Below are 25,206 nucleotides of genomic sequence, written 5' to 3'. Positions count from 1 at the left end.
TGCCCGAAAACGCCCGCTCCGCGAGCGCACCGCCCTGAAACCGGCCCGCACGCCCGCCAAGGGGAACCGTCATGGCACCAGAACCACCGCTGCTCACCATGTCCGGCATCACCAAGTCGTTCCCCGGAGTCCGGGCCCTCGACGGCGTCGACCTCGACGTCCAGGCCGGCGAGGTCCACTGTCTGCTCGGCCAGAACGGGGCCGGAAAGTCCACCCTCATCAAGGTCCTGGCCGGCGCCCACCAGCCCGACGGCGGCACCATCGGCTGGCGCGGCGAACCCGTCACGCTCCGCTCCCCGATCGCCGCCATGCGCCTCGGCATCGCCACCATCTACCAGGAACTGGACCTGGTGGAGGGCCTGTCTGTGGCCGAGAACGTCCACCTCGGCCATGAACCCACCGCCGCCGGTTTCGTCGTACGGGGAAAGGCGGCCAAGGCGTCAACGGCGCAGCTGCTACGCCGGCTCGGCCATCCGGAGATCGACCCGGCGCGCCTCGTCGGTGAGCTGTCGGCCGCCCAGCAGCAGATCGTCTCCATGGCGCGGGCACTCTCCCACGACGTACGCCTCATCGTCATGGACGAACCGTCCGCCGCCCTCGACCCCGACGAGGTCGACAACCTCTTCCGTATCGTCGGCGACCTCACCGCGGACGGCGTCGCCGTCGTCTACATCTCGCACCGGCTGGAGGAGATCCGTCGCATCGGCGACCGGGTGACCGTACTGAAGGACGGCCGCGCGGTGGCGGGCGGACTGCCCGCGAAGTCCACCCCGACGCGTGAGGTGGTGGCGCTGATGACGGGCCGCAACGTCGAGTACGTCTTCCCGGAACGGCCCACGCGAGGGCCCTCGTCCGAGCCGGTGCTCAGGGTCCAAGGGCTCGCACGCGCGGGTGAGTTCGAGCCCCTCGACCTAGAACTGCGCCCCGGCGAGATCGTCGGCCTCGCCGGGCTCGTCGGCTCCGGGCGCTCCGAGATCCTGGAGACGATCTACGGAGCCCGCAAACCGACGGCCGGTCAAGTCAGTGTGGATGGCCGGACGTTGCGGACCGGCAGCGTACGCGCCGCCGTCCGCGCCGGACTCGGACTCGCCCCCGAGGAGCGCAAGGCGCAGGCCCTGCTGATGTTGGAGTCCGTCACCCGCAATGTGTCCGTGTCCTCCATGTCCCGCTTCTCACGCGGGGGTTGGATCGACCGCGGCGCTGAGCGAGGCGCCGCCCGGGCCGCGACACGCGAGCTGTCGCTGCGTCCCGACAACCCGTCCGTCCCGATCCGGACGCTGTCCGGCGGCAATCAGCAAAAGGCCGTCCTGGCCCGCTGGCTGCTGCGCGGCTGCCGTGTCCTGCTGCTCGACGAACCCACCCGCGGTGTCGACGTCGGCGCCCGCGCCGAGCTGTACGCGGTCATCCGTCGCCTCGCCGACGAAGGCCTCGCCGTCCTGCTCGTGTCGAGCGAGGTGCCCGAGGTGCTGGGACTCGCCGACCGCGTGCTGGTGCTCCGGGAGGGCCGTGTCGTGCACACGGCGCCCGCCCGGGAGCTCGACGAACACCGCGTACTCGACCTTGTCATGGAAGGAAGCCCGGCGTCATGACGCAGCCCGTGTCCCCGCCCCGGGGCAGCACCGACAAAGTGCCGCCGATGAGCGAACTCCCCGCGTGGCGCACCCTCGCGGCCCGCGCCGACGTCCGCACCCTCTCGCTGCTCGGCGTGCTCGTCGCCCTGATCGTCATCGGCGGTATCACCAAGCCCGACGAGTTCCTCGACACCCGTAACCTCCAACTCGTCCTCACCCAGGCCTCGGTGATCGGCGTCGTCACCGTCGGCATGACCTTCGTCATCACCTCCGGTGGCATCGACCTGTCCGTCGGCGCGATCGTCGCGCTGTCCTCGGTGTGGGCCACGACGGTCGCCACCCAGGAGTACGGCTTCGCGGGCATCCTCTTCACCGCGGTGCTCGTCGGTGTGGGCTGCGGCCTGGTCAACGGCCTGCTCATCGCGTACGGCGGGATGGTCCCGTTCATCGCGACGCTCGCCATGCTCGCCTCGGCCCGCGGCCTCGCCCTCCAGATCACCGACGGCAAGACCCAGATCGTCACCATCGACGGGATCCTGAAACTCGGCGAACGCGACTCGTACATTCTCGGCATCCCACCGCTGGTCCTGGTCTTCGCCGTCGTCACGATCATCGGCTGGCTGATTCTCAACCGCACCACCTTCGGCCGCCGCACGGTCGCCGTCGGTGGCAACGCGGAGGCGGCCCGGCTCGCCGGCATCGACGTACGGCGCCAGCGGCTGTACCTCTACCTGCTCTCCGGACTGTGCTGCGGCATCGCCGCCTTCCTGTTGATCATCCTGTCCGGCTCCGGCCAGAACACCAACGGAAACCTGTACGAACTCGACGCCATCGCCGCCGCGATCATCGGCGGGACCCTGCTCAGCGGGGGCCGCGGCACCATCACGGGTTCGGTGCTCGGTGTCCTGATCTTCACCACGATCACCAACATCTTCGCGCTGAACAACCTGCAGAGCGACGTCCAGCAGATCGCCAAGGGCGCGATCATCGTCGCCGCGGTCCTGGTCCAGCGGCGTACGGCAGCACACAGCACCTGACACGGCAGCAATCAGCACCTGACACGGGAGCAAGCAGCACCTGACACGGGAAGGGCCCACCGCCATGCCAGAATCCACGAGCTCCACCAGCTTCACGAGCCGCAGAGGGCTCCTCTTCGGGACCGCCGCCGCCTCGGCCGGCGCCCTCCTGGTCGGCTGCACCAGCAACGACACCAAGGACGAGAAGCCGGCCGCGGACAGCCGGCCGGCCGCCGACGACAAGCCCGGCAAGCACGTCACCATCGGCTTCGCGGGTCCGCAGGCCGACCATGGCTGGCTCAACGCGATCAACGACAACGCCAAGAGCCGGGCCAAGAAGTACTCGGACGTTACGCTGGAGATCACCGAGGGCTCCAACGACACGGCCGCGCAGATCGGCCAGATCGAGACACTGATCAACAAGAAGGTCGACGTCCTGGTGGTGCTGCCCGCCGACGGCAAGGCGCTCACCCAGGTCGGCCTGAAGGCGATGCGCGCGGGCATCCCGGTCGTCAACCTGGACCGGATCTTCAACACCCCGCAGGCGTACCGCTGTTGGATCGGCGGTGACAACTACGGCATGGGCCTCAGCGCCGGCCACTACATCGGCGAGAAGCTGAAGGACAAGCAGGACGCCAAGGTCATCGAACTCGCCGGGCTCGACAACCTGGAACTCACCAAGCAGCGCACCCAGGGCTTCGACGCGGCCCTGAAGAACTACCCCAACATCAAGAAGGTCGCCCGCCAGGCCGCCGACTTCACCGTCGAGTCCGGACAGGCCAAGATGGCCCAACTCCTCCAGGCCCAGCCGAAGTTCGACGCCCTGTGGAACCACGACGACGACCAGGGCGTGGGCGCGCTGCGTGCCATCAAGCAGGCCGGGCGCGAGGACTTCCTGATGGTCGGCGGCGCGGGCGCGCTCTCCGCCTTCCAGGCCATCCAGGCCGACAACAGCGTCCTGAAGGCGACCGTCCTCTACCCGCCGACCATGGCGGCCTCCGCGATCGACCTCGCTCGCGCGCTCGGTCAGGGCAAGGCGATCGGCGGGCTCGCCGAGTTCGAGATCCCGGTCTCGCTCACGCTCTACTCGGCCGTCGTCGACAAGGACAACGTCGGCCAGTACATGGCCACCGGCTTCAGGTGATCCGCCCCGCTCACACCCCCCACAGCGTCACGACGACGAGGAGGACATCCGTATGGGACAGCCGCACCAGGGCGAGGCAGCCGGGGTGGAGGCGGGGTTCGTTGCCGGGCCCGGGGCCGAAGCGGGGCTCGCTTCCGGGCCCCGGCTGGAGGCGGGGCTCGCTTCCGGGCCCGGGGCCGAGGCGGCCGGGGCGACGGCGGACAAGCCGACGCTCGGGGTGGGCATGGTCGGTTACGCCTTCATGGGCGCCGCCCACTCCCAGGGCTGGCGCACCGTGGGCCGCGTCTTCGACCTGCCGCGCAGCCCGGTCCTCGCCGCCGTCTGCGGCCGTGACGCGAGCGCGGTGCGGGCCATGGCCGACCGGCACGGCTGGGCGGCGGCCGAGACCGACTGGCGGGCCCTGATCGCCCGGGACGACGTCGACCTCGTCGACATCTGCACCCCCGGCGACAGCCATGCCGAGATCGCCCTCGCCGCCCTGGCCGCCGGCAAACACGTACTGTGCGAGAAGCCCCTCGCGAACACGGTCGAGGAGGCGGAGGCGATGACGGAGGCCGCCGAGGCAGCCTTCGCCCGCGGTCAGATGTCCATGGTCGGCTTCAACTACCGCCGACTGCCCGCGACTTCACTCGCCCGGAAGATGGTCACCGAGGGGCGGCTCGGAGCCCTGCGGCACGTACGGGTGACGTACCTTCAGGACTGGCTGGTCGACCCGGAGTTCCCGCTCACCTGGCGACTGCGCAAGGAACTCGCCGGATCGGGCGCGCTCGGCGACCTCGGGGCCCACATCGTGGACCTCGCCCAGTACCTGGCGGGCGAGCCGGTCGTCGGGGTCTCCGCGCTCACCGAGACGTTCGTACGGGAGCGCCCGCTGCCCGGCGGAGCGTCGAGTGGACTGAGCGCCGTATCGGAGACGAGCCCGCGGGCCGGGGGTGTCGGCACGGTCACCGTCGACGACGCCGCCCTGTTCACCGGCCGCTTCGCCTCCGGCGCCCTCGCCTCCTTCGAGGCCTCCCGCTTCGCGACCGGGCGCAAGAACTCCCTGCGCATCGAACTCAACGGCGAGCGCGGCTCGCTCGCCTTCGACCTGGAACGGCTCAACGAGCTCTCGTACCACGACCACACCGAACCCGGGACGCACGCGGGCTTCCGCCGGATCCTCGTCACCGAGCCCGACCACCCCTACCTGGAAGCCTGGTGGCCGCCGGGCCACGGCCTCGGCTACGAGCACACCTTCACCCACCAGGCCCGCGACCTGGTGCGGGCCATCGCCGCCGGCCGGCGCCCCGAACCGTCCTTCGCCGACGGGCTGCGGGTGCAGCGCGTCCTCGCGGCGGTGGAGGAGAGCGCCGAGAAGAACTCCGTCTACACACCCATCGCGGTCTGAGGAGGCCCCGGACATGCCGCGCACCTTCACACTCTTCACCGGCCAGTGGGCCGACCTGCCCCTCGAAGAAGTCTGCCGCCTCGCCCGCGACTTCGGCTATGACGGCCTGGAACTCGCCTGCTGGGGCGACCACTTCGAGGTCGACAAGGCGCTCGCGGACCCCTCGTACATCGACTCCCGGCACGCGCTCCTCGACAAGTACGGCCTCAAGTGCTGGGCGATCTCCAACCACCTGGTCGGCCAGGCCGTCTGCGACGCCATCATCGACGAGCGGCACCGGGCGATCCTGCCCGCCCGGATCTGGGGCGACGCAGAACCCGAGGGCGTACGGCAGCGAGCCGCCGCCGAGATCGCCGACACCGCGCGCGCCGCGGCGGCCTTCGGCGTCGACACGGTCGTCGGCTTCACCGGCTCGGCGATCTGGCACCTGGTCGCGATGTTCCCGCCCGCCCCCGAGTCGATGATCGCGCGCGGCTACGAGGACTTCGCGACGCGCTGGAACCCCATCCTGGACGTCTTCGACGAGCAGGGCGTGCGGTTCGCACACGAGGTCCACCCGAGCGAGATCGCCTACGACTACTGGACGACACAGCTCGCGCTCAAGGCGGTCGACCACCGACCGGCGTTCGGACTGAACTTCGACCCCTCGCACTTCGTCTGGCAGGACCTTGACCCGGTCGGCTTCCTCTACGACTTCCGCGACCGCATCTACCACGTCGACTGTAAGGAAGCCCGCAAGCGGCTCGACGGCCGAGGCGGCCGCCTCGGCTCGCACCTGCCCTGGGGAGATCCCCGGCGCGGCTGGGACTTCGTGTCGGCCGGGCACGGCGACGTCCCCTGGGAGGACGTCTTCCGCATGCTCCGCTCCATCGACTACACGGGCCCCATCTCGGTCGAGTGGGAGGACGCCGGCATGGACCGGCTCCAGGGCGCACCAGAGGCCCTGACCCGTCTCAAGGCGTACGACTTCGAGCCGCCGTCGGCATCCTTCGACGCGGCGTTCGGCGGCAACGACTGACTTCTCCTGTGTCTCCGGGGTGACGGCGCACCCCGGCGCAAGCACCCGCTCGTACAACCAGCCCCTTTCTGGAGGCATTCGTGCACGGGAAAGACCGCGCCACCCGCACCGACAGAACCGAGACCCACAGACGACGCCCCGCATACCGGCGAGCGCTCGCCCTGCTGAGCGGCGCGTTGCTCGCGGCCGCCTCGCTCACCCTCACCGCACCCCCGGCCGGCGCAGCCGTCGCCGACCCGGGGAACACGGCAGCGGCGGAGGACTTCCAGCAGGTCACCCTCGCCAAGGGCGAGCCCGAGGTCGGCGAGCCCATGTCGCTCGCCGTGCTCCCCGACCGCTCGGTCCTGCACACCTCGCGCGACGGCGAACTCCGCCTCACCGACGCGGCCGGAAACACCAGGATCGCGGGCAAACTCGACGTCTACACGCACGACGAGGAAGGCCTGCAAGGCGTCGGCATAGACCCGGGCTTCGCCGACAACCGCTTCATCTACCTCTACTACGCGCCGCCCCTGAACACCCCGGCGGGCGACGCCCCCGAGACGGGCACGGCGGCCGACTTCGCACCCTTCGACGGCGTCAACCGCCTCTCCCGCTTCGTCCTCAAGACGGACGGCACCCTCGACACCGCGAGCGAGAAGAACGTCCTCGAGGTCAAGACCACCCGCGGCATCTGCTGCCACGTCGGCGGCGACATCGACTTCGACGCGGCGGGGAACCTGTACCTGTCGACCGGGGACGACACCAACCCCTTCCAGTCCGACGGCTTCACGCCCATCGACGAGCGCCCCGACCGCAACCCGGTCTTCGACGCCCAGCGCTCAGCCGGCAACACCAACGACCTGCGCGGCAAGATCCTGCGCATCAAGGTGAACGCCGACGGCTCGTACTCCATCCCCGACGGCAACCTCTTCCCGCCCGGCACGGACAAGACGCGGCCCGAGATCTACGCGATGGGCTTCCGCAACCCGTTCCGCTTCAGCGTCGACAAGGCGACAGGCATCGTCTACGTCGGTGACTACGGCCCCGACGCCGGCGCGGCCGACCCGGCACGCGGCCCCGGCGGCCAGGTCGAGTTCGCCCGCGTCACCGGCCCCGGCAACTTCGGCTGGCCGTACTGCACGGGCAAGAACGACGCCTACGTGGACTACGACTTCGCGACGAAGACCTCCGGCGCCGCCTTCGACTGCAACGCCCCGAAGAACACCTCCCCGCACAACACGGGACTGACGGACCTGCCCCCGGCCCAGCCCGCCTGGATCCCCTACGACGGCGCTTCCGTCCCGGAGTTCGGCAGCGGCTCGGAGTCCCCGATGGGCGGCCCGGTCTACCACTACGACGCCTCGCTCGACTCGCCCGTGAAGTTCCCGCAGGCGTACGACGGGAACTTCTTCGCCGGAGAGTTCGGCCGCCGCTGGATCAAGCGGATCGCGAGCGATTCCGCCGGCACGGTGCAGTCCATCAACTCCGTCCCGTGGACCGGCACGCAGGTGATGGACATGGCCTTCGGACCGGACGGCGCCTTGTACGTCCTCGACTACGGCACCGCCTGGTTCGGCGGCGACGAGAACTCGGGCCTCTACCGCATCGAGAACGCCACCGACGGCCACTCGCCGGTCGCGCAGGCCGCGGCCGACCGCACCTCGGGGCAGGCCGCGCTCAAGGTGAGCTTCTCCTCGGCCGGTTCGTCCGACGCGGACGGCGACGCCCTCACCTACAGCTGGGACTTCGGTGACGGCGGTACGTCGACGGCGGCGAACCCCTCTCACAAGTACAAGGCGAACGGCACCTACACGGCGACGGTGACCGCCAAGGACGCGACCGGCCGCACCGGCAGCGCGAGCGTGCGGATCGTGGTCGGCAACACCGCACCCAAGGTCGTGATCGAACAACCGCGTGACGGCCAGCTGTTCAGCTTCGGCGACCCCGTGCCGTTCAAGGTGAAGGTCACCGACCCCGAGGACGGCCGAGCGATCGACTGCGCCAAGGTGAAGGTCACCTTCATCCTCGGCCACGACAGCCACGGCCACCCGCTCACCTCGGCGAACGGCTGCTCCGGCACCCTCCAGACCAGCGCCGACGGCGGCCACGACCAGGACGCCAACATCTTCGGAGTCCTCGACGCCGAGTACACCGACGGCGGAGGCGGCGGCCAGGCACCGCTGACCACCCACGACCAGAACGTGCTCCAGCCCAAGCACCGCCAGGCCGAGCACTACGGCAAGGCCTCCGGCATCACCGTCCAGTCGAAGACCACCGCGCACGGCGGCAGGACCGTCGGTGACATCGACAACGGTGACTGGATCTCCTTCACGCCCTACTCCCTGAGCGACGCCCAGAAGATCACGGCACGCGTCGCCTCCGCCGGCGCGGGCGGCACCCTCGAGATCCGCGCGGGCTCCCCGACCGGCCGCACGCTGGGCCGGGCGACCGTACCGGTGACGGGCGGCTGGGACACCTTCCAGGACGTGAGCGCCGATCTCGCGCACGCCCCGCGCGGCACCACCACGCTCTACCTCGTCTTCAAGGGAAGCGGCACCGGAGCGCTCTACGACGTGGACGACTTCACCTTCACGACGAGCTGACGGGGGGTGATGGTCATGCGCACATCGCTACGCATGCTGACCGTGGGTGCCGCTGCCGCCCTGCTCCTCGGGTGTGTGTCGGGACCGGCGGCGTCGAAGGGCGCGGACGGCCTCGACAGGAGCCGGGTGCTGGTCTTCTCGAAGACCGCGGGCTTCCGGCACGACTCGATCCCCGAGGGGATCGCGGCCGTACGGGAGCTCGGGGCCACGGGCGGCTTCGCGGTCGACGCCACGGAGGACGCGGGCGCCTTCACGCCACGCAACCTGGCGCGGTACGACGCCGTCGTCTTCCTCTCGACGACCGGTGACGTCCTCGACACCACCGAACAGGCCGCCTTCGAGCGGTACATCAAGCGGGGCGGCGGCTATGTGGGCATCCACGCGGCCGCCGACACCGAGTACGACTGGGCCTTCTACGGCGGCCTCGCGGGCGCGTACTTCCAGTCGCACCCCGCGATCCAGCCCGCGACGGTCACCGTCGAGGACCGCTCCCATCCGGCGACCTCGGGGCTCCCGAGATCCTGGGAGCGCACGGACGAGTGGTACAACTACCGCTCGAACCCACGCGACAGGGCCCACGTCCTCGCCTCGCTCGACGAGTCCTCGTACACCGGCGGCACGATGAGCGGCGACCATCCGATCGCCTGGTGCCAGGAGTACCGGGGCGGCCGCGCCTTCTACACCGGGGGCGGCCACACCAAGGAGTCGTACGCCGAACCCGCCTTCCGGCAGCACCTGCTGGGCGGCATCCGGTACGCCATCGGCGCCGCCCAGGCCGACTGCCGCCCGGAGAACGGCTACCGGCCGCTCTTCGACGGCACGGCTCAGTCGCTGGCGGCGTGGAAACAGGCGGGCCCGGGCTCGTTCTCGCTGAGCGACGACGGCACGCTGACGTCGCACGACGGCCTGGGGATGCTCTGGTACGCCGGTTCCGAGTTCGGCTCGTACTCGCTGAAGCTGGACTGGCGGGTGGCCGGGGACGACAACTCCGGAGTGTTCGTCGGGTTTCCGGAGTCCGACGACCCCTGGTCGGCCGTCAACAACGGCTATGAGGTCCAGATCGACGCGACCGACGCCCCCGACCGCACCACCGGGGCCGTGTACAGCTTCCAGTCCGCCGACCTGAAGAAGCGCGACCGCGCGCTGAACCCGCCGGGGGAGTGGAACACGTACGAGATCCGCGTGGAGGGCGAGCACCTCCGCGTCTGGCTCAACGGCGTGAAGATCAACGACTTCACCAACACCGATCCGGTACGAAGCCTGCGCGACGGACACATCGGCCTCCAGAACCACGGAGCCTACGACCAGGTGTCCTTCCGTGACGTCCGGATCAAGGAACTGCCCACGAAGGGCGACTGACCGGCGGCGGGCGGGGGACGCCGGACCCCCGCCCGCCGTCTCGCCCACCTCTCTTCTTTCTCTCTCCTCTCCCCTGTGTGGCTGACGTACGACAAGGAGGCTGCCCATGTCCCCCATGCCCGCGTCCCTTTCCGAACCTCGGGTGGGGGTGTGGCTGATCGGAGCCCGCGGCTCCGTCGCCACCACCGTCATCGCGGGCTGCGCGGCCCTCACCGCCGGCCTGCACCCCCCGACGGGCATGGTCACCGAGACATCCCTCTTCGCCGAGTGCGGCCTGCCCACCCTGTCCTCCCTCGTCTTCGGCGGTCACGACACCGTGGACTGCCCACTGCCGAAACGGGCCGAGGCCCTGGCCGCCGGTGGTGTGCTGCCACCCGGACTCCCCTCGGCGATCGCGGCCGAACTGGAAGCCGCCGACGCGGAGATCCGCCCCGGCGGCCCCGCCCCCGGCGACACACGGGACGACTCCGAGCTCGTGGACGCCTTCGCGGCCGATCTGCGCGACTTCGTACGACGACGGGGCCTGACCCGCGTGGTCGTGCTGAACGTGGCCTCCACCGAACCCGCGCCCGTGGGCTCCGCCCTGCCCCCGAGCTCGCTGTACGCGGCGGCAGCGCTGGCGGCCGGCTGCCCCTACGTGAACTTCACCCCGTCCACCGGCCTGCACCACCCCGCGCTCGCCTCGGCGGCACGCGCCGCCCGTCTCCCTTACGCCGGCCGCGACGGCAAGACGGGCCAGACCCTGCTGCGGTCGGTGCTCGGCCCGATGTTCGCGCAGCGCGCCCTGGCGATCCGCGCCTGGTCCGGCACCAATCTGCTCGGCGGCGGCGACGGTGCGTCCCTCGCCGACCCGGCCGCCGCCGCGGCCAAGAACGCGGGCAAGGAACGGGTCCTCGCGGACACCCTGGGCGCGGCCCCGCAGGGCGAGGTCCACATCGACGACGTACCGGCCCTCGGCGACTGGAAGACCGCCTGGGACCACATCGCCTTCGACGGCTTCCTCGGCACCCGGATGATCCTGCAGACCACCTGGCAGGGCTGCGACTCCGCACTGGCGGCGCCCCTGGTCCTCGACCTCGCGCGCCTGGTGTCCCGGGCACACGAGGCCGGTCTCTCGGGCCCCCTGAGCGAACTCGGCTTCTACTTCAAGGACCCGGTGGGCGACGGGCCCGCGGCGCTGGGTGAGCAGTACGCCGCCCTGGCGGGGTTCGCGCTACGGCTCCGCGCACTCCCCGGGGAGACCCGATGACGCCGCGCTCGCCCAGGCCGGACCGACCCACCACCACGAACCTGAGCCCGATTCCGAGCCCGCCGACAGGTACGAAGGCCAGGGCTTGGGCCGAACTCCTCCGTCTCCCTGCCCTGTTCACCGTCCCGGGCGACGCTCTCGCCGGCGCCGCCACCACCGGCAACCGTCCCAACCCCCGCACCCTGCTCGCCATCGCCTCCTCCCTCTGTCTGTACGAGGCGGGCATGGCCCTCAACGACTGGGCCGACCAGACCGAGGACGCCCTCGAACGCCCCCACCGCCCACTGCCCTCCGGACGCATCCACCCGTCCGGGGCCCTCGTCGCCGCAGGCGCCCTCACGGCGGCGGGCCTGGCCCTGGCAGCACGCGCCGGACGCCCGGCCCTCGCCGTCGCGGCCCCCCTCGCAGCCACCGTCTGGGCATACGACCTCGCGCTCAAGCGAACCCCCGCCGGGCCGGCGGCGATGGCCACCGCGCGGGGCCTGGACCTGCTCCTCGGCGCGACGGCCACCGGCGGCAGCGCCCGCCCCGCCCTGCCCTCCGCCCTGACCCTGGCCACCCACACCCTCGCGGTGACCACGGTGTCCCGCGGCGAGACCCGGGGCGGTTCGCCGCTCGCACCGCTCGCCGCGCTCACCACGACGGGCATGCTGGCCTGGAGGCTGACGAGAACCCCGGGGGCCTCGGGCGCGGCCCCCTCCCGACACCCCGCCGCGGACCCTTCCCGGCACCCCGCCGCGGACCCCCTACGCACCGTCCTTGCCGCCGCCTTCCTCACCACCTCGGGCCGCCCCCTCCTCCACGCCACCCTCAACCCCTCACCCCCGCTCACCCAGCGAGCCGTCGGCGGCGGAATCCGCGCGATGATCCCCCTCCAGGCCGCGCTCGCGGCCCGCTCCGGCGCCCTCGCCTCCGCCCTTCTCACGGCCGCCCTCGCCCCGGCGGCCCGCAGATTCGCGAGGAAGGTGAGCGTCACATGACCCCGACACCCCACCGCACGAACCCCCGGCCCCACGCCACGAACGCCCACCCCCTCCGCTTCGGCTACGGCACCAACGGTCTCGCCGACCTCCGCCTCGACGACGCCCTCGCCCTCCTCGCGGACCTCGGCTACGACGGCGTCGGCCTGACCCTCGACCACATGCACCTGGACCCGCTGGCCCCGGACGTCGCCGCCCGCACCCGGAAGGTGGCTCGCAGGCTGGACACCCTCGGACTCGGCGTCACCGTCGAGACCGGCGCCCGCTATGTGCTCGACCCGCGCCGCAAGCACGGCCCCTCTCTCCTCGACCCGGACCCGGCCGACCGGGCCCGCCGCGTCGACCTCCTCATCCGCGCAGTCCGCATCGCCGCCGACCTCGGCGCCCACGCCGTCCACTGCTTCAGCGGCGTACTCCCGGCGCACCTGGCCGACAGGGCCAACCCGCCCACCCCAGCCGACCCGGCCAATCCGGCCGCCACGGCCGCCACAGCCGAGGACACCGCCTGGAAGCGCCTCGCCGAGGCACTCACCCCCGTGCTGGACGCGGCCACCCACGCCGGCATCCCGCTCGCCGTCGAACCCGAACCAGGCCATCTCCTCGCCACCCTCGCCGACTTCCACCACCTGCGCCGCATCCTCGGCGACCCGCCCGCCCTCGGCCTCACCCTCGACATCGGCCACTGCCAGTGCCTGGAACCCCTGCCACCCGCCGACTGCGTCCGCGCCGCCGCCCCCTGGCTGCGGCACGTCCAGATCGAGGACATGCGCCGCGGCCACCACGAACACCTCCCGTTCGGGGACGGGGAGATCGACTTCCCGCCCGTACTCGAAGCCCTGGCCGCCACCGGCTACCAGGCGCTGACCGTCGTCGAACTGCCCCGCCACTCCCACGCGGGCCCCCACTTCGCCGCACGGTCCCTCCCGTTCCTCCACCGCGCGGCCCGGGCGATCCCCGCAGGCGCCGAAGGGAGCACCCCGTGAACCACCACCCGCACGCGTCCCACGGCAGCACGGCGAACCACCCGGCCGAACCCACCCTCGCCGCCCTGCACGCCCGCCTGAACACCTCCCTCGCCCCGCCCGCCCGCGCCTGGCTGGACCAGGCCCTCGACGAGGCCGCCGACCATCCCGGCACCCACGGACCCATCTCCGTCTGGGAGTTGCGCATCGCGGAGGCGGCCCGCCGCTGCGGCCCCGAGCACGCCGACGCCGCCCGCGTGCTCCTCCTGCACGCCGCCCACGCCGACCCGGACGCACTCGCCCGCGTCTACCGGCAGGGCACGGCCGCCGAACGCCGGGCCGTCCTGCACGCCCTGCCCCACCTCGTGCCCGGCCCCGACGCGCTGCCCCTCGTCGAGGACGCCCTGCGCACCAACGACACCCGGCTCGTCGCCGCCGCCCTCGGCCCGTACGCCGCCCGCCACCTGGACGCCCACACCTGGCGGCACGCCGTCCTCAAATGCCTGTTCACCGGCGTACCCGTGGACGTCGTGGCCGACCTGGCGCCGCGCGCCCACGCGGACGCCGAACTCGCCCGGATGCTCGGCGACTACGCGCGGGAACGCACCGCCGCGGACCGTCCCGTCCCCGAGGACCTGCACCGCGTCCTGGCCCTGACCGAGCCCACCGCCGCCCCCGCAGGCCCGTGCGGTACCGACCGCACATCCGGCAAGGAGTCCTGATGCGCATCTTCGACCCCCACATCCACATGACGTCACGGACCACCGACGACTACGAGGCCATGCACACCGCGGGTGTCCGCGCCCTCGTCGAGCCCTCCTTCTGGCTCGGCCAGCCCCGCACCTCGGTCGCCTCCTTCCTCGACTACTTCGACTCCCTCCTCGGCTGGGAACCCTTCCGCGCCGCCCAGTACGGCATCGCCCACCACTGCGCGCTCGCCCTCAACCCCAAGGAGGCGAACGACCCCCGCTGTGTCCCCGTCCTCGACGAACTGCCGCGCTATCTCGTCAAGGACCAGGTCGTGGCCGTGGGCGAGATCGGCTACGACTCGATGACCCCCGCCGAGGACACCGCCCTCGCCGCCCAGCTGCAACTCGCCGCCGACCACGAGCTCCCCGCGCTCGTCCACACCCCGCACCGCGACAAGCAGGCCGGCCTGCGCCGCACCCTCGACGTCGTCCGGGAGTCCGCCCTGTCCCCGGACCGCGTCCTGGTCGACCACCTCAACGAGAACACCGTCAAGGAGGCCAAGGACAGCGGCTGCTGGCTGGGCTTCTCCGTCTATCCCGACACCAAGATGGACGAGGAACGCATGGTCGCCGTCCTGGCGGAGTACGGGCCGGAGCGGGTGCTCGTCAACTCGGCCGCGGACTGGGGCAGAAGCGACCCCCTCAAGACCCGCCGCGTCGCCGACGCCCTGCTGGCCGCCGGGTTCACCGAGGACGACGTCGACCAAGTGCTGTGGCGCAACCCCGTCGCCTTCTACGGCCTCAGCGGACGGCTGAGCCTCGCCGTCACCACCCCCGACGTCACCCACGAAGGCAACTCCATCCTGCGCGGCGGGGAGTGAGCGATGCGCTTCCGCCACCCCGACGGCTCCACCGTCCACCTCGCCTACTGCACCAACGTCCACCCGGCCGAAACCCTCGACGGCGTCCTGGCCCAACTCCGCGACCACTGCGAACCCGTCCGCCGCCGCCTCGGCCGCGACCGCCTCGGCATCGGCCTGTGGCTGGCAAGGGACGCCGCCCACGCCCTCGTCACCGACCCCTCCGCGCTGCGCGGACTGCGCACCGAACTCGAACGCCGCGGCCTCGAAGTCGTCACCCTCAACGGCTTCCCCTACGAAGGCTTCGGAGCCGAAGAGGTCAAGTACCGCGTCTACCAGCCGGACTGGGCCGACCCCGAACGCCTCGCCCACACCACCGATCTGGCCCGAGTCCTCGCCCAGCTCCTGCCCGACGACGTCACCGAAGGCAGCATCTCCACCCTGCCCCTCGCCTGGCGCACCGCATACGACCAGGAGCGGGCGACGGCAGCGCACACCGCGCTGACCACGCTCGCCGAACGCCTCGACGCCCTCAACGAACTCACCGGCCGCTCCCTGCGCATCGGCCTGGAACCGGAACCCGGCTGCACCGTCGAGACCACCCGTGACGCCCTCGCCCCACTCACCGCGATCGGTCACGACCGCATCGGCATCTGCGTCGACACCTGCCATCTCGCCACCTCCTTCGAAGACCCGCACACCGCCCTGGACGCGCTCACACAGGCCCGCGTCCCCATCGTCAAATCCCAGCTCTCAGCCGCCCTGCACGCCGAACACCCCCATCTCCCCGAAGTCCGCGCGGCCCTCGCCGCCTTCGACGAACCCCGCTTCCTGCACCAGACCCGCACCCTCACCGCCGCCGGCCTGCGCGGCACCGACGACCTCGGCCAGGCCCTCGCCGGTGACGCCCTGCCCGACGCCTCCCCGTGGCGCGCCCACTTCCACGTCCCGCTGCACGCGGCCCCCGCCGCACCCCTCACCTCTACACTCCCCGTCCTGCGGGCCGCACTGACCCGCCTCGTCGGCGGCCCGCATCCCCTCACCCACCACCTGGAGGTCGAGACCTACACCTGGCAGGCACTCCCGCCGGAGCTGCGCCCCCGTGCCCGCGCCCAGCTCGCCGACGGCATCGCCGCCGAACTCACCCTCGCCCGGGACCTGTTGACGGACCTCGGCCTCAAGGAGCTGCCGTGACCCCACCACCACAGGAGCCGGCCGGCCCCACTCCTCTCCTTGTCCTGGACGTCGTCGGCCTCACCCCCCGTCTCCTCGACCACATGCCCCACCTCAAGGCCCTCGGCCAGTCCGGCTTCCGCGCCCCGCTCGGCACCGTCCTGCCCGCCGTCACCTGCGCTGCCCAGTCCACCTTCCTCACCGGCACCCATCCGTCCGAGCACGGCATCGTCGGCAACGGCTGGTACTTCCGCGAGCTCGGCGACGTACTGCTGTGGCGGCAGCACAACGGCCTGGTGTCAGGCGACAAGCTGTGGGACGCCGCCCGGCGCGCGCATCCCGGCTACACGGTCGCCAATATCTGCTGGTGGTACGCCATGGGCGCCGGCACCGACATCACCGTCACTCCCCGTCCCGTCTACTACGCCGACGGCCGCAAGGAACCCGACTGCTACACCCGGCCCCCGGCCCTGCACGACGAACTCACCCAGAAGTTCGGCACGTTCCCCCTGTTCCACTTCTGGGGTCCCGGCGCCGACCTCGTCTCCAGCCGCTGGATCATCGACGCGACCCGCCACATCAACCGCACCCGCCGGCCGGACCTGACCCTCTGCTACCTCCCTCACCTCGACTACGACCTCCAGCGCTTCGGCCCCGACGACCCGCGCTCCCTTCAGGCGGCCGCGGACCTCGACGCGGCCATGGCTCCCCTCCTCGACGACGCGAAGGCGGAAGGCCGCACCGTCGTCGCGCTCTCCGAGTACGGCATCACCCGCGCGGACCGCCCCGTCGACATCAACCGCGCCCTGCGCCGCGCCGGACTCCTCGAAGTGCACACGCAGGACGGCATGGAGTACCTCGATCCGATGGCCTCCCGGGCCTTCGCGGTCGCCGACCACCAGATCGCCCATGTCTACGTGCGCCGCCCCGAGGACCTGGAGGCCACCAAGGCAGCCCTCGCCGGCCTGCCCGGCATCGAGCGGCTCCTCGACGACGAGGGCAAGAAGACCCACCACCTCGACCATCCGCGCTCCGGCGAACTCGTCGCCGTCGCGGAGCCGGACGCCTGGTTCACGTACTACTACTGGCTCGACGACGCCCGCGCGCCCGACTTCGCGCAGCTCGTCGAGATCCACCGCAAACCCGGCTACGACCCGGTCGAACTCTTCATGGATCCCCTCGACCCCTACGTCAAGGTGAAGGCGGCCACGGCACTGGCCCGCAAGAAGCTCGGACTGCGCTACCGCATGGCGGTCGTGCCGCTGGACCCCTCACCTATTCGCGGCAGCCATGGCCGCCTTCCCACGAGCGACGACGAAGGTCCGCTCCTCATCTGCTCCACCCCCCACATCGCTCCCGGCCGCATCGCGGCCACCGAAGTGAAATCCCTGCTGCTCGACCTGGCCGGCCTCACCTGACGAGACCTGACAGGGCGTGACGAGCAACTACGGAAAGTGAAGCACGCGCCACTGACAACGGGTCCGGTGAGCGCTTCGCACACCTCTGACCTGCGCACGAGCAGCAGACCCAACGGCACCCGTCAAAGCCGTACACCGATCCGAAAGAGAGAAACCGTGACCGCCTTCAACGACGAACCCGCCACCGGCGAAGCCCTGCGCCGCGCGCTCGGCCTCAACCGCCGCCGTTTTCTGAGCACCTGCACCGCCGCCGCGACCGCGGCGATCGCCGCCCCTGTCCTCGGCGCCTCACCAGCCTTCGCCCAGGACCGCGGCAGAGGCCACGACCATGGCCACGACCACGGCGGTGACGTGCTCGTCCCCGCGAACAAGCGCGGCATCATCCTCTACACCGTCCGGGACGCCACGGGCCGCGACCCGCTCGCCACCGACCTGCCCTCCGGATTCCGCGAGGTCTTCAAGCAGCTCTCGCGCTTCGGGTACCGGCAGGTGGAGTTCGCCGGATACGGCCAGCACGCCAACGCTCCCGGCGGCGCGAGCCTGGAGTCCGTGCAGGGCGCCAAGCTGCTGCGTTCCTGGCTCGACGAGTACGGGCTGCGGGCGCAGGGCAACCACGGCTTCATACCCCCGTCCTGGCCCCTCACCACGGCCGACCTGGACACCTTCAAGAAGCACCTGGAGATCGCCAACATCCTCGGCATGGCGCACATGGGTACCGGTGGCGACCCCACGGGCAGCGCCTACCGTGCCGACTGGGACGTGGCCGCCGACAAGTGGAACGCGCTCGGCCAGATCGCCCGCCGCGAGGGCCTCAAGCTGTACACCCACAACCACGACGCGGCGTACGGCTTCCTGCTCGACGGAGGCCCGCTGGACGCCCAGGGCAACCCGACCCGCAGCTCCGGCATCCGCAAGCTGGAGTACTTCCTGAAGATCACCGACCCGAAGGTGGTCTGGCTGGAGATGGACATCTTCTGGGCGCACGTGGCCCAGTACAAGTTCCACACGTACACGGCCCACGACGGCTCCACCCAGGAGAAGGTGTTCGATCCCGCCGGGCTCGTCGTCCGCAACAACAAGCGTTACCCGCTCTTCCACGCCAAGGACGGCGTCGTCAACACGACGAACGGCATGGGCTACGACATGGTGCCGTTCGGCACCGGCGTCATCGACTACACGACGTTCTTCTCGCGCGTCGGTGACCGGAACTACCACAACCCGATGGTCGAGCAGGACAACGCCCCGAGCGCCACGGACGCCGGGCAGTCACTCACGCACGCGAAGATCGGCTACGACAACCTCGCGGCCCTCCGCAAGCGGCGTCACTAGCTTCGCGGCAGTGCACCGGGCGGCCCTCCCCACAACGCGCCACGTGGGGAGGGCCGCCCGATCGGTGCTCTGTGCTCTGTGCTTGGTGCTCTGTGCCGGTAGGAGACCTTTCAGTCCGTTGACCAGGAGATCTCTCAGCTCGCGGGCTGCGGCTGAGGAGTGCGCACGTCGCTGTCGCGCCCCGGCTGCTTCAGCAGCAACGCGATCGCCGCCGCCAGCATCGAGATACCGCCGGCCAGTGCGTACGCGCCGTTGTAGCCCCAGGCCGCGACCACCATCGAGCCGAGACCGCCGCCGAACAGGCCGCTGATCAGCTTGCCGCTGTACACCAGGCCGTAGTTGGTGGCGTTGTAGTTCTCGCCGAAGTAGTCCGGGGTCAGGGCCGCGAACATCGGGTAGAACGCGCCGCCGCCGAACCCGGAGAGGAAGGCGAAGAACAGGAACAGCCACTCGCTCTTGATGTCACCGGCCCAGATCACTCCGAACTGCGCGAGCCCCAGCACGACGATGACGAACACCAGGGTCAGCTTGCGGCCCCAGGTGTCGGACAGCCAGCCCACCACGGCCCGGCCGATGCCGTTGATGACGGCCATGATGCCCATGGAGGACGCCGCCACCAGCGGGCCGAATCCCACCTCCTTGGCGAAGTCGACCTGGAAGGAGATCCCGAAGATCGACACGCCCGCGGTCATGACCAGCGTGATCCACATCAGGGGCAGCACCCCCGTCCTGACGGCCTCCTTGGGCGTGTACTGCTTCACCGCGGGAGGGTTCTTGGCGAGGGCGGCGGAGGTCTTGCTGTCGCCGCCGTACGTCAGCGGGTCGATGTCCGCGGGCCACCAGTTCTTCGGCGGGTCCTTGAAGAAGAACGCGCAGGACAGCACGACGATCATCACGTAGCAGCCGATGAGGTCCAGGACACGGTGGTAGTTCCCGGTGTCGAACGCGTAGTTGAAGATGAAGATGAACGGCAGGGAGCCGTACGCGAATCCGCCGTTGACGAATCCGGTCCGCGCGCCCCGGCGCTCGGGGAACCACTTGCCGACCATGTTGATGCACGTCGCGTACACCAGGCCGGAACCGAGGCCGCCGATGACGCCGAAGCCCAGGATGGCCAGCAGCACGTTGCTCAGGTGCGAGAGGGCCAGGAAGCCGATCACACACATGACCGCGCCGATGTACATGGCCCTGCGGGCGGTGAGGATGCCCCGCTCCCGCAGCCAGCCCGCCGGGAAGGCTATGCCGGCCTGGAAGAAGACCCAGACGCTCAATATCCAGAAGGTGTTGCTCTGCGTCCAGCCGTGGGCGTGGGACAGGGTGTCCTCGGCCGAGCCGTACGCGTATTCGAAGACGCTGATGGCCATCATGGCGATCCACGGCAGATACACCATGAACTTGCGGGAGTGGCCGAGGATGTCGCGGTCCGTCTCACCGATCCGGTAGACACGGCCCCGGGCGTCGGTGACTTCGCGGTACGAGCGGTTCGAGGCGCCGGCGGTGGCCGCGCCCTGGGTGGCGATGGGTTCTGTCGTCATGTCACGCCATCTCCTCGCCGAGCGGTTGCGGGTTGGGGACGATCCTTTGGGCCTTGGGCCGGTCCGGTGATTTGAGGAACAGCGCCAGCACGGCGGAGGCGAGGCCGATGGAGCCCGCGAGCACGAAGGCCCCGTGGTAGTCCCACGCGCCGACGACGACCGCGCCCATGCCCGAGCCCACGAGGCCCGAGATCAGCTTCGAGCTGTAGACCATGCCGTAGTTGGACGCGTTGTTGTTCTCGCCGAAGTAGTCCGCCGTCATGGCCGCGAACAGCGGGAAGATCGCCCCGCCGCCGAATCCGGAGACCATGGAGCAGAACAGGAAGAACGGCATGCTGCCCATCTGGCCGGAGACCAGCACCCCGAACTGAGCGGAGCCCAGCACCAGACAGACGATGATCAGTGTGTTGCGGCGTCCGAAGCGGTCGGAGATCCAGCCGATCACGCCGCGCCCCGTGCCGTTGACGATTGCCTTCAGGGACATCGCGGTGGCCACGATTCCACCTGCGAACCCCATGTCCTTGCCGAACGGCACCTGGAAGGCGATGCCGAAGATGTTGATCCCGGCGGTGCACAGTAGACAGAACCACATCATCCAGAGAACGGGCGTACGGGCGGCCTCCTTGGGGGTGTACTGCTTCGCCGCCGGCGGGTTCTTCTCCAGCGCCCGGCGGATCCTCGGGTCGTCGGACACCTTCAGCGGGTCCACGTGCGGGGGCCACCAGCCCTTGGGCGGGTCCTTGAAGAACCAGCCCGCGAAGGCGACCACGGCACAGCAGACCAGGCCCACCGTCACCAGGACGCCCTGGTAGTTGCCGAGGTCCATGTACGAGGTGAACAGGAAGACGAAGGGCACCGAGCCATAGGCGAAACCGCCGTTGACCAGGCCCGTCTTGCCGCCCTTGCGCTCCGGATACCACTTGCCGACCATGTTCACGCAGGTCGCGTAGACCAGGCCGGCGCCGATACCGCTGAACATGCCGAAGCCGATGTACGCGACGGTCACATGCGGCGCGAACGCGAGCGAGAGGTACCCCAGGACCGTGCCCAGCGCGCCGAGCATCATGGCGTACCGCGCGGGCAGCCGTCCGCTCTCACGCAGTTGCCCGGCCGGGAAGGCGACGGCGGCCTGGAAGAATATCCAGACGCCCATCAGCCAGAAGATGTGCCCACTGCCCCAGAGATGGGCGTCGTGCAGGGTGTCCTCGGCGGAGGTGAACGCGTACTCCGAGGAGCTGATGCCCAGCATCCCCATCCAGGGGAAGAGCACCATGGTCCAGCGTGGTCGCCCCATGATGTCCCGATCGGTCTCACCGATGCGGTACAGGCGGCCGTTGCGATCCGTCACCTCCCTGTAGGGGACGGATGTCGATAGGTCGGTGGTTGTCATGTCGGTTCAGCACCCCTTGCGTCGAAAGATCTGGCCAGCGCCCCCTGTCCAAATGCCTTTCGTGTGCGCACGGGTCCTGGGGGCGGCCGACGCGCACCGTCGGCCGCCCCCGCCCTGGTTCACCTCATGAACCGCCCCCCAAAAGGCCCGCCGCCCGCGCCCAGCGATACTTCGCGCCGAGCACGGCCACCGGCTTCTCCGTCGTGTACGGGTACGCCACGACCCCCCGCTCGTAGAGGTACTGGCAGGCCTCCTCGACCTCGACGTCACCCGCGAGCGACGCCACCACGGGCTTCTCGACGCCGCGCTCACGGAATTCGGCCACCACACGCGCGGTGAGCTCGGCGAAGACCATGGGCGGGGTCACGATGGTGTGCCAGTAGCCGAGGACGAGCGCGTGGATGCGCGGATCCTCCAGGCCCAGCCGGATCGTCGCCTCGTACGTCGACGGCGGCTCACCCCCGGTGATGTCCACCGGGTTGCCCGCGGCCCCGAAGGGCGGGATGAACGCCCTGAAGGACGCGTCCAGGTCCGGCGGGATCTCCATCAGGGACAGGCCGTTGTCCGTCACCGCGTCGGACAGGAGCACACCGCTGCCGCCCGCGCCCGTGATGATGACGATGTTGTCGCCCTTGGGGGTGGGAAGTACGGGCAACGCGCGCGCGTACTCCAGCATTTCGTTCAGCCCGGGGGCCCGGATGACGCCGGCCTGCTTCAGGATGTCCTCGTACACGGCGTCGTCGCCCGCGAGCGCGCCGGTGTGCGAGCCGGCGGCCTTCGCCCCGGCGGCCGTACGCCCCGCCTTCAGGACGACGACCGGCTTCTTCGGGACCGTCGCGCGCGCCGCCTCCACGAAGGCACGGCCGTCCTTCAGGTCCTCCAGGTGCATCGCGATGCACTGGGTGTGCGGGTCCTCACCGAACCAGGTGAGCAGGTCGTCCTCGTCCAGGTCCGACTTGTTGCCGAGCCCGACGATCGCGGAAACACCCGTCTTCGTAGTGCGCGCGAAGCCCAGGATGGCCATTCCTATGCCACCGGACTGCGAGGTGAGCGCGACTCCGCCCTTCACGTCGTACGGTGTGCAGAACGTGGCACACAGGTCCTGCCACGTCGAGTAGTAGCCGTAGATGTTCGGCCCGAGCAGCCGGATGCCGTGCCGTTCGGCGATGGCCACGATCTCGTCCTGGAGCTCGTGCTCGCCGGTCTCCGCGAACCCGGAGGGGATCAGTACCGCGTTGGGGATCCCCTTGCGTCCCACCTCCTCCAGGGCCGAGGCCACGAACTTGGCGGGGATCGCGAAGACCGCCACATCCACCTCACCGGGAACGTCGGTGACACTCTTGTACGCCTTGCGGCCCTGAATGTCATCGGCCTTGGGGTTCACCGGGTGGATCTCGCCGGCGAAGCCCCCGTCGACGAGGTTGCGCATGACCGAATTGCCGATCTTGCCCTGCTCGTTGGAGGCACCGATCACGGCCACGGACGAGGGCTCCATGAGCCGCCGCATCGACGTGAGGATCTCCTCGCGCGTGTACCTGCGCCGCTCCTTGGGGACCGAGTCCGCGAGGATCACGCGGATGTCCGCGGCGACCGCGCCCTCCGGAGTGGCGATCACCGGGTTGAGGTCCACCTCGGCGATCTCGGGGAAGTCCGCCACGAGTTCGGACACCCTGCGGATCTGCTCGGCGATCGCCCACCGGTCCACCGGCGGCGCGCCACGCACCCCGCGCAGGATCTCGGCCGCCCTGATCGAGTCCAGCATCGACAGCGCCTCGTCGGCGTCAACGGGGGCGAGCCGGAAGGTGACGTCCTTCAGGACCTCCACCAGCACCCCACCGAGCCCGAAGGCGACGACCTTCCCGAACGTCGGGTCGGTCACCGCGCCGACGATGACCTCCTGCCCCTGCGGGAGCAGTTCCTGGACCTGGACGCCCTCGATGCGGGCCCCCGGGTCGTAGGCCCGCGCGTTCTCGACGATCTTGTGGAAGGCGGCGCGTACGTCCGCCGCGCCCTCGACGCCCACGATCACGCCGCCGGCGTCGGTCTTGTGCAGGATGTCCGGCGAGACGATCTTCATCACGACGGGCCCGCCGAAGCGCGCCGCGTACGCCACCGCCTCGTCGACGTCCGTCGCCAGCTCCTCGCCGGGGACGGCGATCGCGTACGCGTCGGCGATCACCTTTCCCTCGGGCGCGGTGAGCGCGGTCCGCCCCTCGGCCCGCACGGCGTCGAGGAGCGTGCGCACCCTCAGCATCCGGTCTTCGGCCATCACTCAGATCACCCCGTTCGACTTGAGCAGGCGAAGTTCCTCGTCGCCGAGGCCGAGCTCGCCGATGTAGACCTCTTCGTTGTGCTCGCCGAGCAGTGGCGAACTGGTCACGTCCACGGGGGAGTCGGAGAGCTTCAGCGGGCTGCCCACGGTCACGAACTCGCCCCGCTCGGGGTGCGGCACCGACACGACCATCTCGTTGGCGACCAGCGACTCGTCCTCGATGATCTCCTTGGTGGACAGGATCGGGCCGCACGGGATGTTGTGGGCGTTGAGCTTCTCCAGCACCTCCCACTTGGGGAGCGTGGCCGACCACTCCTCGATGAGCTGGAACATCTTGGTGAGCTGTGGCAGCCGGGCCTCAGGAGTCGCCCAGTCGGGGTCGTCCGCCAGCTCCGGCCGTCCGATGAGCTCGGTGATCGGCTTCCAGCCGACGGGCTGCACGATGACGTACACGTAGTCGTTGGGGCCGCCCGGAGCGCACTTGACCGCCCAGCCCGGCTGGCCGCCGCCGGACGCGTTGCCGGAGCGGGGAACCTCGACGCCGAAGTCGTCGTTGGGATATTCAGCGAGCGGGCCATGTGTCAGTCGCTGCTGATCGCGCAACTTCACCCGGCAGAGGTTGAGCACGGCATGCTGCATGGCCACGTTGACCCGCTGCCCGCGCCCGGTGTTCTCCCGCTGGTACAGCGCCGCGAGAATCCCCGCCACGGCGTGCACGCCCGTGCCCGAGTCACCGATCTGGGCTCCCGTCGCCAGCGGCGGCCCGTCCTCGAAACCGGTGGTCGACATCGACCCGCCCATGGCCTGCGCGACGACCTCGTACGCCTTGAAGTTGGTGTACGGGCCGTCCCCGAACCCCTTGATGGAGGCATAGACGATCCGCGGATTGATCTCCTGGATGCGGTCCCAGGTGAAGCCCATGCGGTCGACCGCGCCCGGTCCGAAGTTCTCGACCATGACGTCGGAGCGCCGGATCAGTTCGGTGAGGATCTCCTTGCCACGCTCGGTCTTGGTGTTGAGGGTGATGCTCCGCTTGTTGCAGTTGAGCATCGTGAAGTAGAGGGAGTCGACGTCGGGGAGGTCGCGCAGCTGCTTGCGGGTGATGTCACCGGTCGGCGCCTCCAGCTTGACGACGTCCGCGCCCAGCCACGCCAGCAACTGCGTGGCGGACGGACCCGACTGGACGTGCGTCATGTCGAGGACACGGACGCCTTCGAGAGCCTTGGTCGACGTTCCTGTGATCGGGGTGATCGGGGTCATCGGGGGCAC

Annotated in this window: 19 protein-coding genes; 15 read left to right on the top strand and 4 right to left on the bottom strand. The window is 70.4% G+C overall.

All coding sequences use genetic code 11. The annotated features are described in order from the left end of the window. Positions 1-71 precede the first annotated feature (71 nt). From AQJ27_RS04945 to AQJ27_RS04875, 15 genes are all read left to right on the top strand, one after another. Entirely contained in the window at positions 72-1,589 is a 1,518-nt protein-coding gene (locus tag AQJ27_RS04945) for a sugar ABC transporter ATP-binding protein (protein WP_067362037.1), read from the top strand. Continuing rightward, the gene (locus AQJ27_RS04940) at positions 1,586-2,608 is read left to right on the top strand and encodes an ABC transporter permease (RefSeq protein ID WP_067362034.1); all 1,023 of its coding nucleotides are present in this window, start codon (positions 1,586-1,588) and stop codon (positions 2,606-2,608) included. The genes AQJ27_RS04945 and AQJ27_RS04940 overlap by 4 nt, the downstream gene beginning before the upstream one ends. 64 nt (positions 2,609-2,672) lie before the next feature. Then, positions 2,673-3,731 carry a substrate-binding domain-containing protein gene (locus AQJ27_RS04935; RefSeq protein WP_067362031.1) on the top strand — a complete coding sequence of 353 codons (1,059 nt, stop codon included), beginning with the start codon at positions 2,673-2,675 and terminating at the stop codon, positions 3,729-3,731. Positions 3,732-3,783: 52 nt separating this feature from the next. Next, positions 3,784-5,118, top strand: a complete 1,335-nt coding sequence (locus AQJ27_RS04930) for a Gfo/Idh/MocA family protein (RefSeq protein WP_067362028.1) — start codon at positions 3,784-3,786, stop codon at positions 5,116-5,118. Between the two features lie 13 nt (positions 5,119-5,131). After that, positions 5,132-6,136 (top strand): sugar phosphate isomerase/epimerase family protein, encoded by a 1,005-nt coding sequence (locus AQJ27_RS04925; protein ID WP_067362025.1) that lies wholly within the window; start codon positions 5,132-5,134, stop codon positions 6,134-6,136. An 80-nt stretch (positions 6,137-6,216) separates the two neighbouring features. Next, positions 6,217-8,721, top strand: a complete 2,505-nt coding sequence (locus tag AQJ27_RS04920; RefSeq protein WP_067362022.1) for a PQQ-dependent sugar dehydrogenase — start codon at positions 6,217-6,219, stop codon at positions 8,719-8,721. 15 nt (positions 8,722-8,736) lie between these two features. Next, positions 8,737-10,080 carry a ThuA domain-containing protein gene (locus AQJ27_RS04915; protein ID WP_067362816.1) on the top strand — a complete coding sequence of 448 codons (1,344 nt, stop codon included), beginning with the start codon at positions 8,737-8,739 and terminating at the stop codon, positions 10,078-10,080. Between the two features lie 115 nt (positions 10,081-10,195). Continuing rightward, positions 10,196-11,329, top strand: a complete 1,134-nt coding sequence (locus AQJ27_RS04910) for an inositol-3-phosphate synthase (protein ID WP_067362809.1) — start codon at positions 10,196-10,198, stop codon at positions 11,327-11,329. After that, positions 11,326-12,309: an SCO3242 family prenyltransferase gene (locus AQJ27_RS04905; protein WP_079064777.1), complete on the top strand. Its 984-nt coding sequence runs from the start codon at positions 11,326-11,328 to the stop codon at positions 12,307-12,309. Before AQJ27_RS04910 ends, AQJ27_RS04905 begins: the two co-directional genes overlap by 4 nt. After that, positions 12,306-13,292, top strand: a complete 987-nt coding sequence (locus AQJ27_RS04900; RefSeq protein WP_067362019.1) for a sugar phosphate isomerase/epimerase family protein — start codon at positions 12,306-12,308, stop codon at positions 13,290-13,292. Before AQJ27_RS04905 ends, AQJ27_RS04900 begins: the two co-directional genes overlap by 4 nt. After that, positions 13,289-13,993: an EboA domain-containing protein gene (locus AQJ27_RS04895; RefSeq protein ID WP_201264222.1), complete on the top strand. Its 705-nt coding sequence runs from the start codon at positions 13,289-13,291 to the stop codon at positions 13,991-13,993. The genes AQJ27_RS04900 and AQJ27_RS04895 overlap by 4 nt, the downstream gene beginning before the upstream one ends. Then, the gene (locus tag AQJ27_RS04890) at positions 13,993-14,841 is read left to right on the top strand and encodes a TatD family hydrolase (protein ID WP_067362016.1); all 849 of its coding nucleotides are present in this window, start codon (positions 13,993-13,995) and stop codon (positions 14,839-14,841) included. The genes AQJ27_RS04895 and AQJ27_RS04890 overlap by 1 nt, the downstream gene beginning before the upstream one ends. Before the next feature lie 3 nt (positions 14,842-14,844). Then, the gene (eboE, locus tag AQJ27_RS04885; RefSeq protein WP_067362013.1) at positions 14,845-16,014 is read left to right on the top strand and encodes a metabolite traffic protein EboE; all 1,170 of its coding nucleotides are present in this window, start codon (positions 14,845-14,847) and stop codon (positions 16,012-16,014) included. Further along, positions 16,011-17,411, top strand: a complete 1,401-nt coding sequence (locus AQJ27_RS04880) for an alkaline phosphatase family protein (RefSeq protein WP_067362010.1) — start codon at positions 16,011-16,013, stop codon at positions 17,409-17,411. Before eboE ends, AQJ27_RS04880 begins: the two co-directional genes overlap by 4 nt. Before the next feature lie 156 nt (positions 17,412-17,567). Then, the gene (locus AQJ27_RS04875; RefSeq protein WP_067362007.1) at positions 17,568-18,740 is read left to right on the top strand and encodes a sugar phosphate isomerase/epimerase family protein; all 1,173 of its coding nucleotides are present in this window, start codon (positions 17,568-17,570) and stop codon (positions 18,738-18,740) included. Positions 18,741-18,874: 134 nt separating this feature from the next. On the opposite strand, the gene AQJ27_RS04870 is transcribed toward AQJ27_RS04875, so the two are convergent. From AQJ27_RS04870 to frc, 4 genes are all read right to left on the bottom strand, one after another. Next, positions 18,875-20,275 carry an OFA family MFS transporter gene (locus AQJ27_RS04870; protein WP_067362004.1) on the bottom strand — a complete coding sequence of 467 codons (1,401 nt, stop codon included), beginning with the start codon at positions 20,273-20,275 and terminating at the stop codon, positions 18,875-18,877. 1 nt (position 20,276) lies between these two features. Further along, a complete protein-coding gene (locus tag AQJ27_RS04865) occupies positions 20,277-21,665 on the bottom strand; it encodes an OFA family MFS transporter (RefSeq protein WP_067362001.1) in 1,389 nt (462 codons plus the stop codon). Between the two features lie 124 nt (positions 21,666-21,789). Next, the gene (locus AQJ27_RS04860) at positions 21,790-23,934 is read right to left on the bottom strand and encodes an acetate--CoA ligase family protein (protein ID WP_067362806.1); all 2,145 of its coding nucleotides are present in this window, start codon (positions 23,932-23,934) and stop codon (positions 21,790-21,792) included. 3 nt (positions 23,935-23,937) lie between these two features. Then, positions 23,938-25,197 carry a formyl-CoA transferase gene (frc, locus tag AQJ27_RS04855; RefSeq protein WP_067361998.1) on the bottom strand — a complete coding sequence of 420 codons (1,260 nt, stop codon included), beginning with the start codon at positions 25,195-25,197 and terminating at the stop codon, positions 23,938-23,940. Positions 25,198-25,206: the final 9 nt, after the last annotated feature.

Source organism: Streptomyces olivochromogenes, from assembly GCF_001514115.1.
GTDB lineage: Bacteria > Actinomycetota > Actinomycetes > Streptomycetales > Streptomycetaceae > Streptomyces > Streptomyces olivochromogenes.
The sequence above is the reverse complement of the archived record's forward strand: the minus strand, read 5'-3'. Positions and strand labels throughout refer to the sequence as shown.